This is a genomic window from Maribacter sp. (assembly GCF_039974175.1).
In the GTDB taxonomy this organism is placed as follows: domain Bacteria; phylum Bacteroidota; class Bacteroidia; order Flavobacteriales; family Flavobacteriaceae; genus Maribacter_C.
Genome location: NZ_JBDWJN010000013.1, coordinates 552,037 through 568,607, shown reverse-complemented (window position 1 = coordinate 568,607; position 16,571 = coordinate 552,037). Strand labels below are relative to the sequence as shown.

Below are 16,571 nucleotides of genomic sequence, written 5' to 3'. Positions count from 1 at the left end.
ATCACTTAAGAGGTATGCGTAGCAGGAGAGAATTTTTACTACAATCAGGTTTATTTACCACGGCAACTATACTATTACCTACATTCGTTTTGGCCAACGCATCCGAGGAACAACACTATGGTGTGCAATTGTATTCGTTTCGAGATGAAATGGCAAAAGATGCTAGAGGAACTCTAGAAAAAATAGCTGCAATCGGGCTAAAGAAAATAGAATCTGCTCGAAGTAGTAAAGGGCATTATTATGGGCTCTCACCAAAAGAAATGCGCGATGCCTGTGATGCCTTGGGAATGAAACTGACTAGCGGCCACGTAGCCTTAGACGATAATTTTGATAGCACTATAGAAGAGGCTGTTGCATCTGGCCAAGAATATTTGATCTGTTCTTCAATGCCCAGCAAAGGACAAACGGTTGCTAATTACCAAAAGGTAGCGGAGGCTTTCAATAAAGCAGGGGAAGCTTGTAAAAAAATGGGAATAAAATTTGGTTATCACAACCATGCCTACGAATTCGAAGCTGATAATGGAGAAGTTTTATACGATGTTATGATGAATAACACGGAGGCAGAATTAGTGCATATGGAGTTAGACTTGGGTTGGGTTATCGTTGGCGGTAAAGATCCTCTTGATTATTTTAAAAAGTATCCCGGACGTTTTCCACTTTGGCATTTGAAAGATATGAACATGACTAAAAAAGAAAGTACAGAATTCGGAAAGGGAAGCCTCGACATCCCATCCATGATGGCCAGTCAAGAAGCCTCAGGCGTAAAACATATTTTTATTGAACAAGAAGAATACGCAAGCACTCCTTTGGAAAGCATGAAACACAATATGAGCTACTTAGGAAAACTCTAACTTAAAATTAAATTCCATGCGGCATTTGATGCAATTAGGCCTAATTATCAATCTCGTTCTTCTAAGTTGCTCACCGCAGCAGACTACTTATGACGTTTTGATAAAAAACGGGCAAATCGTTGATGGTTCTGGCGAGCCTTCTTTTAAGGGCGATCTCGCTATCAACGGTGATACCATAGCCGCAATAGGAAATATTGAAAATGCTATAGGAATACAAGAAATCGATGCAACAGGGCTTTCCGTAGCTCCAGGCTTTATCAACATGCTTAGTTGGGCAAATGAATCGTTGATAGCAGATGGTCGATCTCAAGGAGATATTCGACAAGGTGTTACCCTTGAAGTGCTTGGAGAAGGCAATTCGATGGGCCCCTTAAGTGAACCGATGAAAAAAGCAATGAAGGAGGGGCAATCACTGATCGAATATGATATTACATGGACCAGCCTTGGTGAGTACCTCGATTATTTGGTAAACAAAGGTGTTTCCACCAACGTAGCCTCTTTTATAGGGAACGCGACTTTACGTAAGCATACCATAGGCTATGAGAACCGACCTCCTACCACTGACGAAATGGAAACCATGAAAAGATTGACACGCGAGGCCATGGAAGAAGGCGCCGTAGGAATGTCGACTTCCTTGATCTATGTTCCTAGCGGCCATGCCAAAACCGATGAAATCATAGCCCTGGCCAAAGTGGTTTCGGAATATGACGGTATGTACATCTCGCATATTCGTGATGAGGAAGGACTGCTTCTCGATGCGGTTCAAGAATTGATTACCATCGCTGAGGAAGCAAAAATAACTTCAGAAATATACCACTTCAAAGCTTCTGGCAATGCCAATTGGGATTTATTAGATTCTGCCATAGTTCTGGTTGAAAATGCCCGTAAAAAGGGCTTACCTATCACTACTGACATGTATACCTACAATGCAAGTTCAACAGGTTTGAACGTATTGCTTCCGGCATGGGCAAAAGAAGGAGGTCATGCGGCTACGATGAAACTCATTGCACAGAAAGAAAAGCGTAAAAAGATGATGGAAGAGGTAGACTTTCATGTACCGCCAGAAAACATTCTTTTAGTTGGTTTTCGAAATAAGGCCATGCGGGTGCATATTGGTAAAACCCTAGCCACTGTTGCTAAGGAAAGAAACATAAGTCCTGAAGAGGCTATTGTTGATTTGATTTATGAAGACAATAGCAGAATACAAGTGGTTTATTTTTCGATGTCTGAAGAGAACATTAAAAAGAAGATAGCATTGCCGTATATGTCTATTTGCTCCGATGCCGGTTCGTATACCAACTCCGGAATCTTTATAGAGCAAAGCACACACCCCAGAGCATATGGTTCTTTTGCTCGTTTATTAGGTAAATATGTTCGCGAAGAAAAAGTGATCACCCTAGAAGATGCGATTTATAAGTTGACTACGCTTCCTGCTTCTAACTTAAAACTCAGTAAAAGAGGGGCCTTAAAGGAAGGTTATTATGCCGATATCGCTGTATTTGATGCCGCAAAAATAAAAGACCATGCCACCTTTGAAAAACCACATCAATATGCTAGCGGAATGAAACATGTTTTGGTCAATGGTACCACGGTCTTGAAAGACGGAGAACATACGGGTGCTTTTCCAGGGCGTGTAGTTCGTGGACCGGGATGGAAAGGAAAAAATTGAAGAAAAAGGTCAATTAAGTAGTTGAATTACCGCTTTGTCTAAAATCAAGTGTATCGCGAACCCAGCGAAAAGCAATGGGTTCTAAATACATCAACTTACCTGATTTGGGAAAAGTAGTAGAACAGATTTCTCCAATGCAATCATCAACATTGGAGCTATAACGCATTAGATAAGCAAATGAAAATAAACATCATGAGAAGAACACTTCAGAATAACCCGCTACTGCTCTTACCCCTTCTATTTGTATTCGGTTGTAAAGCTCAGGTTTCAAGTATTATCAAAAACGACGCTAAACTGACATTGGTAGCCGATAGTTTCGATTTTACTGAAGGTCCGGCGGTTGATAAAAATGGTGACGTTTATTTTACAGACCAACCAAATAACCGTATTGTTAAATGGGATGCCAGTGAAAATTCAGTATCGGATTGGATGAAACCTTCGGGTCGATCAAACGGGCTCTATTTTGACCACGGTGGTAATTTGCTTTCCTGTGCGGATGAAAAGAACGAATTATGGCGTATCGATATGGAAAAGAACGCAACGGTATTGGTTGACAATTTTGAAGGCAAGCTTCTAGGCGGTCCAAATGATTTATGGGTAGACCCCGACGGAGGCATCTATTTCACCGACCCTTTGTATGAGCGTCCTTGGTGGGAACCAACTACAAACCGCCTCAAGGAACGTCGCGTATATTATATAACCCCTAGTATAGGAGAGGTGCGGATTGTTGCCGAAGGAGGTTATGTACAACCTAATGGAATTATTGGATCGGCCGATGGTAAAACCCTTTATATTGCCGATAACGGAGCGAAAAAAACATATGCTTTTACAATCAACGCCGATGGCAATCTTTCCAATCGGGTCTTGTTTGCTGATATGGGGTCAGATGGAATGACGCTTGATAACGAAGACAACGTATATCTTACGGGAGATGGTGTTACGGTATTCGATAAATCTGGGAAGCAAATCGAACATATACAAGTACCAGAAAAATGGACCGCTAATGTTACCTTCGGAGGGCCAAATCAAGATATCTTGTTCATCACAGCCATGGATTCAGTGTACACCTTGGAAATGAAAGTAAACGGTGTCAGATAATACAATCAATAGCCTAATATCAAGCCATGAATTTCATGCTCTAAATCATCTTTTTACCTAAAAATTCGAAAACAGATATATGCTAGAAACAGATTACCTCATTATTGGTAGTGGTGCCGTTGGAATGGCTTTCGTTGACACCCTATTGGCGGAATCAGATGCGAACATCCTAATAATAGATCGCTATAAAAATCCAGGGGGGCATTGGAATGTCGCTTATCCTTTTGTTAGTCTACACCAACCTTCTCAATTCTACGGGGTAAGCTCCAAGGAACTTAGCAATGGCCATATAGATGAAACAGGCACAAACAAAGGTTTATATAGTCTTGCCAAAGGTTCAGAAATAAATACCTATTACGCAGATGTCATGCAAAATACCTTTCTATCTTCGGGAAGAGTAACCTATTTTCCGTACTGTGATTATAAGGGTGATGGTGAGTTTGAGCATTTGGAAACGGGTCAAACACAAAAAGTAAAAGTGAACAAGAAAGTAGTAGATACTACTATTTTAGGAACGAGTGTACCAGCAACACATACGCCCAATTTTGCTATTGAAGAAGGCGTACGGTTTATGCCATTGAATGACCTCCCAAAACTGAAAGATCTATCAAAAGGTTTTGTGGTTATAGGAGGGGGCAAAACCGGCATAGATGCCTGTCTTTGGCTACTAGAAAATCAGGTCAACCCAAATCAGATTACATGGATTGTTTCACGCGATGCTTGGTTACTCGACCGTCTAAATACACAGCCAGAGGATGAATTTTTTATGAGCTCCATTGGGTCAATGGCCGCGCAAATGGAAGCAATTACAAAGGCTAACTCCATTCCCAATTTGTTTGACAGATTAGAAGAAGTGGGTGTTTTGGTCAGATTAGATAAAAACGTACGGCCTAAAATGTTTCACGGCGCTACCGTAAGTCAACTAGAACTAGAAGAATTAAGACGCATTAAAAATGTCATCCGTTTAGGAAGGGTTCAGCGTTTACAGAAGGATCAAATTGTCTTAGATCAGGGCAGTATCACAACCACTGCAGACCACGTGCATGTAGATTGCTCAGCAACCGCAATTACGCCACACGATATACGGCCAATTTTTGACGATAGCTTGATAACACCACAAACAGTACGCTCCTATCAACCCGTCTTTAGTGCATCATTAATCGCTTATATCGAAGCGCACTATGAAGATGATAAAACGAAAAATACACTGTGCCAAGTAGTGCTGCTACCCAATCACGATACAGATTGGATTCGCATGTTAGCTGCACAATTGGGCAACCAATTTACCTGGTCACAAGAAAAATCGCTTCGCGATTGGCTAGCTACCAACCGCTTAAACGGTTTTGGAAAATTAGTTAAGAATGTAGATAGCAACGATACGGAGAAAATGGCGCTTTTGAAACGGATGCGAAGTGCTTCTATGCCTGCTCTGATGAAGTTGGAGCAGTTTATAACCGACTTAGATGCTGAGGAACAATCGGAAATAGAAAAGCCTCAATTTCAAGTGAATCAGAATGTTTTTATTCGAAATCGTGTCGTGCCAATACCAACTTCTGACCTACAATTAGACCATGGAGATGTCTTGGTAGCAATTGAAAAATTTGCCTATACTGCTAATAACATTACCTATGCCGTAGCAGGAGATACGATAGGGTATTGGCAGTTTTTTCCGCCAGCAGGTGAAAATACAGCTGGCTGGGGCATTATTCCTGTTTGGGGTTTTGCAACCGTGGTCGAATCTAAAACTGATGATGTTCCAGTAGGAGACCGTTTGTTTGGGTATTTCCCTCCTGCTAAATATTTAAAAATGAAACCCGTTGGCACTAACGAACGGCGATTTATAGATGGTTCAACCCATCGGGCCAAACTTCCCGCTGGTTACAATATATATCAAAGAGTACATAATGATATCACCTACAACCCAGAATTTGATCGGGAACGCATGCTTTTGTTTCCCTTGCATTTGACCTCTTTTTGCCTCTGGGATGCGTTAAAGAGCAAAAATTGGTATGGTGCAGAACAAATTGTTATTTTAAGTGCTAGTAGTAAAACAAGCACGGGCTTAGGTTATGCATTTCAAGCCGATAAAAGTGCACCAAACGTTATTGGGGTTACCTCAGCCCGCAATCAAGATACCATAAAGAATTTAGGCATCTATGACCGATGCCTGAGTTACAAGGAAGTTACCACTATTGACGCAAATCTACCTACCGTAATAGTAGACATGTCGGGTAATGCCAAAGTCTTGGCAGCCTTACATGTACATTTGGGAGAACAAATGAAATTTACAAGCAATGTCGGGTTGACACATTGGGCAAAAACGAAACCTCAAGAAGGAATTATTGCGGAACGAAGTAAATTTTTCTTTGCGCCAAGTCATATTCAAAAACGTCTTAAAGAATGGGGAGCTGATGGTTTTGAGCAAAAGACAGCGTCCTTTCTTAGGGAGACGGCTGTAAAAACGAAAAGCTGGTTGACATTCAAAGAACTCAATAGTCTAAGCGAATTGGCAGCTATTCATCCCCAAGTTTGCGCCGGCATTTTACCTCCCGAGGAAGGCTTGATTGTGGTCCTTTAGTGTATCTCAATATAAATTTCGACATAAAATAGTACCTTTCGGTAACGGTTAGCATAGACCTGAAAAATAAAAATTATGAGCAGTAGCAAACTAACAATTGTAGCGAGAATTTTGGCAAAAGCAGAAAAAAGGGAATTGGTAAAAGACGAACTTTTAAAGCTTATTCCTCCTACCAGAGCGGAGGAGGGTTGTATCAATTATGACTTGCACCAAGATAATAAAAACCCGAATCTGTTTATCTTTCATGAAAACTGGGAAAGCCTAGATCTTTTGCAAAAACATATGGCCAGCACGCATATAGCAGCATATATAAAAGCTACCGAAGGTGCGGTTGAAGAATTCATTCTTCACGAAATGACACAAATCGGCTAAGTATGAAAAACATCTACTGGGCATCGACGGGGGTCTTGTCGCTATTCCTTTTGTGGAGCTCGTACACCTACCTTTTTAGCAAGGCGACGATAGAAGGCGTACGCAACTTAGGTTTTCCAGACTATTTTAGAGTGCAATTAGCTATTCTAAAAATAATCGCAGTTCTTACTTTACTTATACCGCAAATACCGCTACAAGCAAAAGAATGGGCTTATGCAGGTATCACTTTGTTTTTTATTACGGCGATAGTCGCTCACACGGCTCATAAAGACCCCTTTTTTATTACGCTTATCAATTTGGCTTTAATAGGAATACTAGTGGTATCGTATTACCACTTACCCAAGAGTATTGAAGGCTAATGTCTTTTTAAAACATTGAAATCATGCACAAAATCACTGCCGTTCTTTTTCTCACATTGTTGTGTTTTGCACGTTGTAAAGAGGCAAATCGTAGTGGTGATATGGCCACATGGAAAGCTGAAATAAGAGCCGTTGAAAAAGAGTTTAATGATTTGGCTCAAACAAAGGGTCTCGCTATTGCCTTTGAAAAATATGCCGCTCCTAACGGGGTTATTCGTAAAGCAGGAAAAGTAATTCAAGGACCAAAGGCGATGGGCGATTGGTACCGAAATGATAGTAGGCCAGGAGAAACGCTGACCTGGGAACCTGATTTTATAGATGTTAGTCTTTCTGGAGACCTAGCCTACACCTATGGTGGTTATATTTTTACCAGCATAGATTCTACGGGCTTAAAGAAAGAAAATACCGGTACATTTCACACCGTTTGGAAAAGACAGCCTGACGGTAGTTGGAAATTTGTTTGGGATTAAACTCAATTCAAAACGGTTAGTCGAACATTGCGAAATACTACTTTTCCTGATTCAGCAGCTTGCAAAGCAATTGGTCCCTCTTTTAAATCATTATCTTCGATGTCGACCATCATAATATTATTAATCCACACCTGTAAGTGGTCGTTATGGTTTCTAATTTTATAGGTATTCCATTTGTCTAAGGTTTCCACTTTCTCCATGGGTGAGGCTCTTGAAACAATGGCACCGGTTCTGTTCTCTTGCTTTGGATGTAAATCCCAAATGTTTAGTTCGTAGCAATCGCTGAATGAAATCTCTTTTTGCTTGCAACGAATAAAAATTCCAGAATTCACTGTACTATCTGGCTTAAACTCAAGCTCTAAAATAAAATCAGTGTACGACTTTTTCGTCATTACAAATCCTCCCGCCCCTTGAGCGGTACCCATTAATTCGTCATTGACAAAACTCCATTCTGCATCACCATCACTAAACCAATCATTTGCATCTTCTTGAAACAATACTTCTATTGATGCATTTTTTTCTGCGCAAGAAATACTAAACAATACGATAGATATAATCAATACTAGGAACCAATTGTTTTTCATATTAAGAATACTTTTTTGGAAAGATAACCATTCAGGAGACAAGAAATTAACGAAAGGAAATTAAGTGATTTCTTACGTTTACTAAAATAAATCAAAAAAAAAATAGTTTATGATTTACCAAAAACAATTCGAATTATAAATTCCCAATTAGTGATGTCTTCAACCTATTATCCCTTAAGTCCGACGAACATTCCAAAAAAATTAACTGGATTAACCCCATCATATCAATTTCGAGCTTTCCTTGCGATTTTAGCCATTCTTTTGTTTTTCGTATTGTACAGCGCTATGGTAGTGGCTTTGGGATATCTGGCATATTACGCTATAATATATGACATGGGCGACGTCAACAAGCTCACCATCTTATTGAAAGTAGGTGCAATAGCAGGGTCGGCAATGCTATTTGTTTTTACCCTTAAGTTTATTTTCAAACTAAAGAACCATAAGTTCACGAATCGGATCAAGTTGGAAAAAAGTAAGAACCCTGAACTTTGGTCATTTATTAATAAAATATGTGAAGAAACCGGAGCTCCAAAACCGAAATCAATATATGTAGACCCTGATGTCAATGCCTATGTCGCTTATAGCAATATGTGGTTGAGCCTTTTTCTCCCAGTGAGGAAAGAGCTTACCATAGGAATGGGTTTAACCGACTGCCTGAACCTTTCAGAGTTCAAAGCAGTGGTTAGTCATGAATTTGGTCATTTCGCCCAACGTAGTATGAAAATAGGAAGCTACATTATTTCAGCAAACACCATTATTCACGACATGATTTTTGATAGAGATAAATGGGATGATCTTTTAGACCAGTGGAGAGCTTCAGACATACGGTTGTCTGCCGCCGCTTGGGTAATCACACCGATCATCTGGGTAATTCGGCAGATATTAAATCTATTCTATCAATTTTTAAACATAATGTACTCCTCTCTTTCTAGGGAAATGGAGTTCAATGCTGACAAAGTAGCGGTAAGTACTTCAGGAAGTGACGCCATTATTTCTGCACTGTGGAAATTAGATGAGGGATCGAACAATTGGAACAGTACTTTAAATCATGCCTACTTAGCTGCTCAGAAGAAAATATTTGTAAAAAACTTATATGTTCATAATGCTTTGGTCATAGAAAGAGGCGCTGAAAAACAAAAAAGCCTATTGAGTCAGCTTCCAGAAGACAATAGAGGAGGAAAACACTATTTTTCAGTTTCGGAAGCATCAAAAGTAAGCATGTATGCTAGTCACCCACCAAATGACAAGAGAGAAGACAGTGCCAAAGTACCCTATATAGACTGTGCAGCAGATGAAAGATCTCCCTGGCTTTTGTTCGGAAACAAAGATGAGCTACAAGAAAGAATGACAACGCTTTTATACAAGCAGTACTTTGATAAGGTAGCTGAGAAGCATGTCGCTAAACAAACCTTTGAAGACTTTATTAAAACGGAGAACCAAGGAGCGGAATTATTGGAAGAATACGATAATTCTTTCCAAGACCGGTTTATGCATGTGCCTGAACTTTCTGAGTTAAAAAAAGCTGCAGCAAAAGTCGAAGCTCCGAACCTCGGCATGCTAGACAACCTAAAATCAGAATTGAAAATTTTAATGCAACCTGCTAAGGAAATTGAAGAATTAATGTCTAAAGCACAGCAAATTGCCCAGGGTACGGCAAAGGAAAAATCTTTTTCTTTTAAAGGAATAGAATACACTAAAAAGAATCTAGAAAATGGGTATACATTTTTATTAAATCAGAGAGAAGAAATTTTCAATGAAAACTTCAAACAATGGGATACCTCATTTTGTGCTCTTCATTATGCTATCGCCGACGGTGCGGGAAAAACTGCTGAATTGGAAGCACATTACCAACAGCATGATTGTCTGACAAAATTGTATAAAAAAATTACCGGTATTAAAAACAGTATTTATCAATCGGTAAATAACTTACAGGAAAGAGAGGATGTTACCCAGGCACAAGTGCACTCCCTGACGGAAAATATTAAGCAAATGGCCGATGCAATAAATGATGAACTAAAAGCCCTTGAAACAATTAGCTTTGTACCTATGCCAAACATTGATTCGATTCAGGAGTTAAAGGAAGCCATTGTCGAAGGTGGCGTATTTAAACGTGAGCAAGGAAACATTTTCGAAAACGGCGGATTTAATACCATTATGAGCAATATAGAAACCGCCATCCTTAGTTGTCAACGTATAGATCAAAAGAGTATTGGTACGATCTTATCGTTTCACAAAAAGCTTCAAGAGCAACTTGGGTAGCTAGTGGGAAGTCTATTTGACCAAATCAAAAATACGAGTATACTTGATAATAAAACTATTGTTGAGCGGATCTCCGTCTTGAAGGTTGTAATTCCAAACTACGAAAAGTCCGGTATTGGCTTGCTGCAACCATCCAAAACGTACATTTGCAGCCCAAAGTTTGTCTGAAGTATTATGTTGAATTAGGCCTTGTAGGTAGATGTTTGGTTTAAATGCGTACGACAGTCGCGTACTCAAAATGTTCGCCGTAAAGTCTCCGTTAGGGAGTTGAAAATTGTTATACTGAAATGTAGCATCAACATTGAACCGATCTCCGGCGCGATATCTACCCGTTATGGTTTCTATGTATCGTGTTCCTCCAAATGAGCCTCCAATAACGGAACGCAAGTTTATCGAAAACGGTTTACTTTGATTGGTAAAAAATATAATTTGAGATTCTGCGTGATCATAAACTCCAGGATCAACAACTACATTTTTTCCACGAGAAATATCAAAAGGATTTACCACACCCTCTTTTGTAATATTAACACCGGTATGCAATTCATTACCACTTTTCCATTCAAAATGATTGTCGATATGCAAGAAGCCCGTTTCTTGAAATCCATCAAAATTCCAGTAGCCACGATACGATATGTGCGGACGGTATTCTAAAATTTTGGCATCTGCTTTCTTTGGACGCAGGTGATACAAAATCAGACCTTCTGGTTTTTTAAACGACGAACGCAGCAGGAAACCCACTTCGGGATTAAAGCCTTGCCCCACCTCTGTATATGCTGCTCGCATTTCTAAGTTGTTCCAGTTATAGGTCGTCTGAAATTTAAAGGAATGTGCATTTATCGTATCATTTGGATCTTTGGTCTGGGCATAGAATCCTGACATTCGCGCCTTTCTTCCCAAACCCAATTTACCGTCTAGGGCAAAGGTTCGGTTATAGTTATTAACTGACTGTAAACCTTCTCGATTAATAAATACGGCGCCCAGGGCAGAACGTCCTTTGAACTCATGATTGACCCGCGCTACTGTAAAATTATTTTCTTCGATACCCTTATCGCTTACATCCTCTGTCCACATACTTAGAAGCCCCACATTGGTGCGATTCAACTTTCCCGACAATCTGGCACCGCCTATAATAGGCACCACATTTCCATTGTCACCGATACCAATCCTACGACTGAAGAATAGGTCAACTTCTCCAGGACTTCCTACACTGAACAAGCCAGCATTCTCTAAAAAGAAAGGTCGTTTTTCAGGAAAAAACAGATTAAACCGATCTAGATTCACCTGTTGATCATCTACTTCGACTTGGGCAAAATCGGTATTGTAAGTTAGGTCAAGGGTCAAACTTGGGGTGATACTATACTTGATATCACCACCTACTTCTACCCCAGTCTGTGTTTTGGCGTCGGTAATCGTAAAATCTTTATCAAGCCTTCCCAGAACATATGGAATCAACTTGAGGTTTCCGGGGCTTCGCAAATCAAGATTGGTCAAGGTACCTGCTAAGGATAGTCTTTTGAGATCGAGCCCTACTGGCATTTCAGCCCAAAATGCAATTTCATTGCTTTTTCTAATGTTCCTTCTAAAGTTGATTCCCCAGTCTTTACCAGACTGAAAGCGCAGGGTGCGTAACGGAATCGCAAATTCTGCACTCCAGCCAAAGTCGCCCACTTCGGTTTGTACTTCCCAAGCACCATCCCAGTTTAGGTTAAAACCGCCAATGGTTCCACCCTGCTGTCGATTGGCGTTGAAATTTCCTTGCCCTTCGTTATCTACCTGCCCATCGTACTCAACACCCAATGAGTTCGTTCCGAAGATAAATCCGTTTTGACCATCTTTATAGGTATCTAAAATGAACAAAAATGCATCAGTATTGTCAAGATCCGCATCGCGACGTGCATCGGAAACTACCAGGCTACTGGGGCTTGAATCATAGCAGACTACCGAAACATAAAAGACTTCCGCAGTGTAGGCAACCCGAATCTCGGTTTTTTCAGTTGGCGCTTGCCCAAAATTGGGTTGCGCCTGACTTAGATCACCGAAAGGTGCTATGTTCTTCCAGATTTCATCGCCTAAGACGTTCCCATCTATAGAAGGACCATTGTCTAATGCTACAGCGATTGCAGTTGGTCTTGGCTTTAAGCCAGCTGTAGAAACTTGATTTTGTGCAATCGAAAAAAGTGAAAATCCTATAAAAAATATGCAAAGAATTATGCTTCTACTAGTAAACATAAAGTACAGTCGGTTGGTTTATATCGTAAAATCGCAGACGCGAACTGCGATAAAAGTACAGCGATTTCTATAAACAAAAAATAACAACAGCCATGAAAGTGGGTAATTTTTAAATGGCATGGAAAATAATATGTCGAAAAACCAATGCTTTTTTTAAAATAGTTGAAAAGTACATATCTTGTGTAATGCAGTGCCCTCGCAAAAATCAAACGTAATCTCAAAAACATTCAAATGACCAAAAAAAACCTTTCCATTGTACTTTTCATGCTTTTGTTCCTCAACTATGGTGGTTTAAAAGCGCAGATGGCTGTAAAGCCAGAAACTAAGCCGACTACAGTATCACTCGAAAGACTGGGGAAGTACGAAGCATTTTTAAAGAAGGAAATCGCCGAAGGGAAAATTCCTGGAGCAGTTTCCTATATCGTAAAAAATGGGCAGTTGGTACATCACGCCGCCTACGGCTACTCTAGTTTAAAAGATAAGTCGCCCATGCGTGAAGATCAAATCTTGCACCTGATGTCTATGACGAAACCAATTGTAAGCGTAGCTTTTATGATGTTGTACGAGGAAGGGCATTTTTTTCTTTCTGATCCCGTTTCCAAATACTTGCCCCAATTCAAAGATTTAAAAGTGGCCAAAGATGTAAACGTCGGTTTAGACGGAGCGACTGAACCGGCTAATAAGGAAATAACGATTCACCATGTTTTAACACATACCGCAGGTTTTTCACATGGCCTTGCTGGAACCGCTCTCGATAATGCAGTTGCAAAGGCACTTTACTTTGAACCCCAAAAAGATATTGAAAGTCGCGTCAATACTTTGGCAAGTTTGCCTTTAATTGGCCATCCGGGAGAGCAATGGTATTACAGTGCCTCGCCAGATGTGCTTGCCTTACTTATCGAGCATTTTTCAGGAATGAGCGTCGCTGATTTTTTGCAAGAACGCATTTTCGATCCCTTAGGTATGAAGGATACTGGATATAATGTTTCTAAGGAAAATCAAAAAAAGTGGGGGCCGGTTCACAATTATAATAAGGAAGGCAAAATGATCAACTCTCCTGAACAGCTGCCCATTGAGGGCAATACGGTTTTTGGAGGTACACATGGCCTTTTTTCAACCGCACCTGATTATATGACCTTTTGCCAGATGGTCTTAAATAAGGGAAAATGGAACGGAAAACAATATTTGAGTTCCAAAACCATTGAAATAATGACCATGAATCAAATTGGAGATCTCCAACAGGCACCCGGCCAAGGTTTTGGACTGGGTTTTGGCGTTAGCACAGATGTGGCTGCAAGTCAAAGTTTGGGTTCTATAGGTAAATTTTATTGGGGTGGTGCCTATTCCACCTACTTTTTTATCGATCCAAAAGAAGATTTGATCGCCATTCTTATGACACAAATACAGCCCTATAGCAATCATTATAGAAAGTTGTTTGAGCAGTTCGTATATCAATCGATTGTCGACTAAATTCTTAGCGAATTTTTATATCTTCAAGCCCGACTAAATAGCCAATAGCAATGGAAGTATATGTATTTGAAATTATAGGAACTGCCTTATTGATACTTTTAGGCAATGGCATTGTGGCCAACGCAGTACTTAAAGACACCAAGGGTGGAGATGCAGGATGGGTAGGTATCACCATTGGTTGGGGCGTTGCGGTTTTTGTCGGGGTTTTTGTAGCTGCTGATGTAAGTGGAGCACATTTAAACCCTGCTGTAACCCTTGGTTTTGCAACTGCCGGGAAATTTGACTGGAGCTTGGTTCCCGGGTATATTATTGCTCAATTTATCGGGGCAATGTTGGGCACAACGTTTGTTTGGCTGACCTACAAAAAGCAATATGACGCGACGGATGATCAGGGCGCCATTCTCGCCAGCTTTGCAAATACTCCTGCTATCAAAAGTCCTTTTTGGAATTTCATAACAGAGTTCATCGCCACCTTTGCTTTTGTATTGGCGATTTTTTATATCGCTGGAGGAAGCCTATCAGACGAACCCATATCCCTAGGATCTTTAGATGCCCTACCTGTTGCACTATTAGTACTGGGCATTGGGATAAGCTTAGGAGGGCCAACAGGCTATGCTATTAATCCGGCACGTGATCTAGGACCTCGAATAATGCACGCCTTACTACCCATTAAAGGAAAAGGTAGCAGTGCCTGGTGGTACGCTTGGATTCCAGTTTTTGGACCCATTACCGGTGGTATCGCTGCTGCTTTAGTATATCTTTATATCGGACTATAATCAAACATTAAATCACACACTATGAAACAGATCATCATCGTATTACTTTGCATGGTTGCAAGTAATTTTGCAATAGCGCAAGAAATAGTTCAAATACCTCATGAAAAAGCGACCGGTACCACGTGGGAAGGCGGCGAAAAAGCATACTTCTCCAAAATCTGGCAGAATGAGGTGGTGACCAATGTATCTGTTCCCACAATGGAAGTCTTTCGCCCTGAAAACCCTAACGGGGTATCGGTCATTGTTGCTCCGGGTGGTGGACTTTACGCCCTAAGTATCAAAAGTGAGGGAACTGATGTTGCCCGATGGTTGAATGAACAAGGGGTTACCGCTTTTGTGTTAAAATACAGATTAGTGCCAACCGGGGAAGACGGGGTACAAGAAATAACAGATGAAGGTGCAACGAATCCTGCCAAAATTGGGGAGCGGGTTGCTCCCGTCTTACCGTATTCTTATGCAGATGGTCTTGCCGCCATTAAATACGTTCGTGAAAATGCAGACCATTACAAACTCAACCCAAAGAAAATTGGCTTTATGGGGTTCTCTGCCGGTGGCGCCGTTACCATGGGTGTTGCTTATAATTATGACCATTCGAATCGCCCTGATTTTTTGGTACCCGTATATCCATGGACGCTGGTAATGCCCGTTCAAAAAGCGCCTGAAGATGCGCCTCCTATGTTCGTAATTTGCGCTAGTAATGACCCACTTGGCTTGGCAGCTGGAAGTGTAGAATTGTACTCTTCTTGGTTGATGGCCAATAAGCCGGTAGCATTACAGATGTATACCAAAGGTGGGCATGGTTTTGGAATGAAAAAACAAGGGCTACCCTCAGATGATTGGATTAAGCGTTTTCATGAATGGGCAATCGCACAAAGCTTAATAATTCCTTCCTCAGCAGAGTAATATGCACACTTTAATTTGGTGCAAAGGCGAAATTTATGAAGGTAAAATTAGTTTCTTGGTTCGCGCTGGTACTGCTTGATATCAGTATAGCGTATTTCCAATGGGGATGCCCTCGCAATGCCGAGACTGAACTATTGGCATCGAGCTTATGCATTTATATTTAATAGGTATGTTTTCGATCATTTCTCTCATGAAAGGGTCAATGACTTATCATACACATATTGCGGTCTATTTATCAAAATAAAAGTATCTTAGAGGCTTATTTTATTCGATTTATGAAAGGTTTTCTATTCTCAGTGTTCTTGTTAGGTATTTTTGTACAGGCTCAAAACCCTGATCGTTTCACAGCGGAAATAGAAGCCATTCAGAAGAAATATGATACCGTCTTAGACGCTTCAAAAGAAACCACCGTGTTTGCTGGTAGTTCAAGTGTACGTATTTGGCATAATCTTCAAGAAAAATTCCCAAAACACCAAATTGTAAATGCAGGTTTTGGTGGGTCGCATGCCTCAGATCTATTAGCTTATACGAATGAACTGATATTGAAATACAATCCAAAAAAAGTTTTTATCTACGAGGGTGATAATGATATTTCGGCAGGCAAAGATGCCAAAGCAATTCTAAGTGATATCTCAGAAATTATTACCAAAATTCGAGAACAAAACGCTTCGGTAAAAGTAGTACTGATTGCCGCAAAACCCAGTATAGCACGTTGGAACTTAAAGCGAGATTACAAGCGGCTCAACCGCAAGTTTAAGAAAATGAGCAGAAAGGATGCCGACATTCTGTTTGCTGATGTATGGAAACCCATGCTCAATGGAAGAAAAGTGAAGCAAGATATTTTTATTGAAGACGGGTTGCATATGAATGACAAAGGTTATGCGATTTGGTATAATGCTATTAAACCCTTTTTAGATTAAGTCTGGGCCTGACCGCAGCACAGGCCTATTCTT

At 40.5% G+C, this 16,571-nt stretch carries 14 protein-coding genes; 12 read left to right on the top strand and 2 right to left on the bottom strand.

Features of this window, described 5'->3' with window-relative positions:
• Positions 1 to 14 precede the first annotated feature (14 nt).
• From ABJN95_RS19830 to ABJN95_RS19800, 7 genes are all read left to right on the top strand, one after another.
• Positions 15 to 851 carry a sugar phosphate isomerase/epimerase gene (locus ABJN95_RS19830; RefSeq protein ID WP_348373064.1) on the top strand — a complete coding sequence of 279 codons (837 nt, stop codon included), beginning with the start codon at positions 15 to 17 and terminating at the stop codon, positions 849 to 851.
• Positions 852 to 867: 16 nt separating this feature from the next.
• On the top strand, positions 868 to 2,520 hold the full coding sequence (locus ABJN95_RS19825; protein WP_348373063.1) for a D-aminoacylase: 1,653 nt from the start codon (positions 868 to 870) through the stop codon (positions 2,518 to 2,520).
• A 192-nt stretch (positions 2,521 to 2,712) separates the two neighbouring features.
• On the top strand, positions 2,713 to 3,618 hold the full coding sequence (locus ABJN95_RS19820; protein ID WP_348373061.1) for an SMP-30/gluconolactonase/LRE family protein: 906 nt from the start codon (positions 2,713 to 2,715) through the stop codon (positions 3,616 to 3,618).
• A gap of 79 nt (positions 3,619 to 3,697) precedes the next feature.
• Positions 3,698 to 6,196, top strand: coding sequence for a DUF2855 family protein (locus ABJN95_RS19815; protein ID WP_348373060.1), 2,499 nt, complete (start codon positions 3,698 to 3,700; stop codon positions 6,194 to 6,196).
• A 75-nt stretch (positions 6,197 to 6,271) separates the two neighbouring features.
• On the top strand, positions 6,272 to 6,568 hold the full coding sequence (locus ABJN95_RS19810; RefSeq protein WP_348373058.1) for a putative quinol monooxygenase: 297 nt from the start codon (positions 6,272 to 6,274) through the stop codon (positions 6,566 to 6,568).
• Positions 6,569 to 6,570: 2 nt separating this feature from the next.
• Positions 6,571 to 6,927 carry a DoxX family protein gene (locus ABJN95_RS19805; protein ID WP_348373057.1) on the top strand — a complete coding sequence of 119 codons (357 nt, stop codon included), beginning with the start codon at positions 6,571 to 6,573 and terminating at the stop codon, positions 6,925 to 6,927.
• Between the two features lie 23 nt (positions 6,928 to 6,950).
• Positions 6,951 to 7,397, top strand: a complete 447-nt coding sequence (locus ABJN95_RS19800) for a nuclear transport factor 2 family protein (protein ID WP_348373055.1) — start codon at positions 6,951 to 6,953, stop codon at positions 7,395 to 7,397.
• A gap of 2 nt (positions 7,398 to 7,399) precedes the next feature.
• Here ABJN95_RS19800 and ABJN95_RS19795 read toward each other — a convergent pair whose 3' ends face one another.
• On the bottom strand, positions 7,400 to 7,981 hold the full coding sequence (locus tag ABJN95_RS19795; RefSeq protein ID WP_348373054.1) for a DUF1080 domain-containing protein: 582 nt from the start codon (positions 7,979 to 7,981) through the stop codon (positions 7,400 to 7,402).
• A gap of 153 nt (positions 7,982 to 8,134) precedes the next feature.
• Here ABJN95_RS19795 and ABJN95_RS19790 point away from each other — a divergent pair, with 153 nt between their 5' ends.
• Complete coding sequence (locus ABJN95_RS19790; protein WP_348373052.1) at positions 8,135 to 10,240, top strand: M48 family metallopeptidase; 2,106 nt, start codon at positions 8,135 to 8,137, stop codon at positions 10,238 to 10,240.
• 12 nt (positions 10,241 to 10,252) lie between these two features.
• Here ABJN95_RS19790 and ABJN95_RS19785 read toward each other — a convergent pair whose 3' ends face one another.
• Positions 10,253 to 12,469 carry a DUF5916 domain-containing protein gene (locus tag ABJN95_RS19785; protein WP_348373050.1) on the bottom strand — a complete coding sequence of 739 codons (2,217 nt, stop codon included), beginning with the start codon at positions 12,467 to 12,469 and terminating at the stop codon, positions 10,253 to 10,255.
• Positions 12,470 to 12,700: 231 nt separating this feature from the next.
• On the opposite strand from ABJN95_RS19785, the gene ABJN95_RS19780 reads away from it, so the two are divergent.
• From ABJN95_RS19780 to ABJN95_RS19765, 4 genes are all read left to right on the top strand, one after another.
• Complete coding sequence (locus ABJN95_RS19780; RefSeq protein WP_348373048.1) at positions 12,701 to 13,939, top strand: serine hydrolase domain-containing protein; 1,239 nt, start codon at positions 12,701 to 12,703, stop codon at positions 13,937 to 13,939.
• A gap of 50 nt (positions 13,940 to 13,989) precedes the next feature.
• Complete coding sequence (locus tag ABJN95_RS19775) at positions 13,990 to 14,715, top strand: MIP/aquaporin family protein (protein WP_348373046.1); 726 nt, start codon at positions 13,990 to 13,992, stop codon at positions 14,713 to 14,715.
• 21 nt (positions 14,716 to 14,736) lie between these two features.
• Positions 14,737 to 15,618 (top strand): alpha/beta hydrolase, encoded by an 882-nt coding sequence (locus ABJN95_RS19770; protein WP_348373044.1) that lies wholly within the window; start codon positions 14,737 to 14,739, stop codon positions 15,616 to 15,618.
• A 275-nt stretch (positions 15,619 to 15,893) separates the two neighbouring features.
• Positions 15,894 to 16,538: a GDSL-type esterase/lipase family protein gene (locus ABJN95_RS19765; protein ID WP_348373043.1), complete on the top strand. Its 645-nt coding sequence runs from the start codon at positions 15,894 to 15,896 to the stop codon at positions 16,536 to 16,538.
• Positions 16,539 to 16,571: the final 33 nt, after the last annotated feature.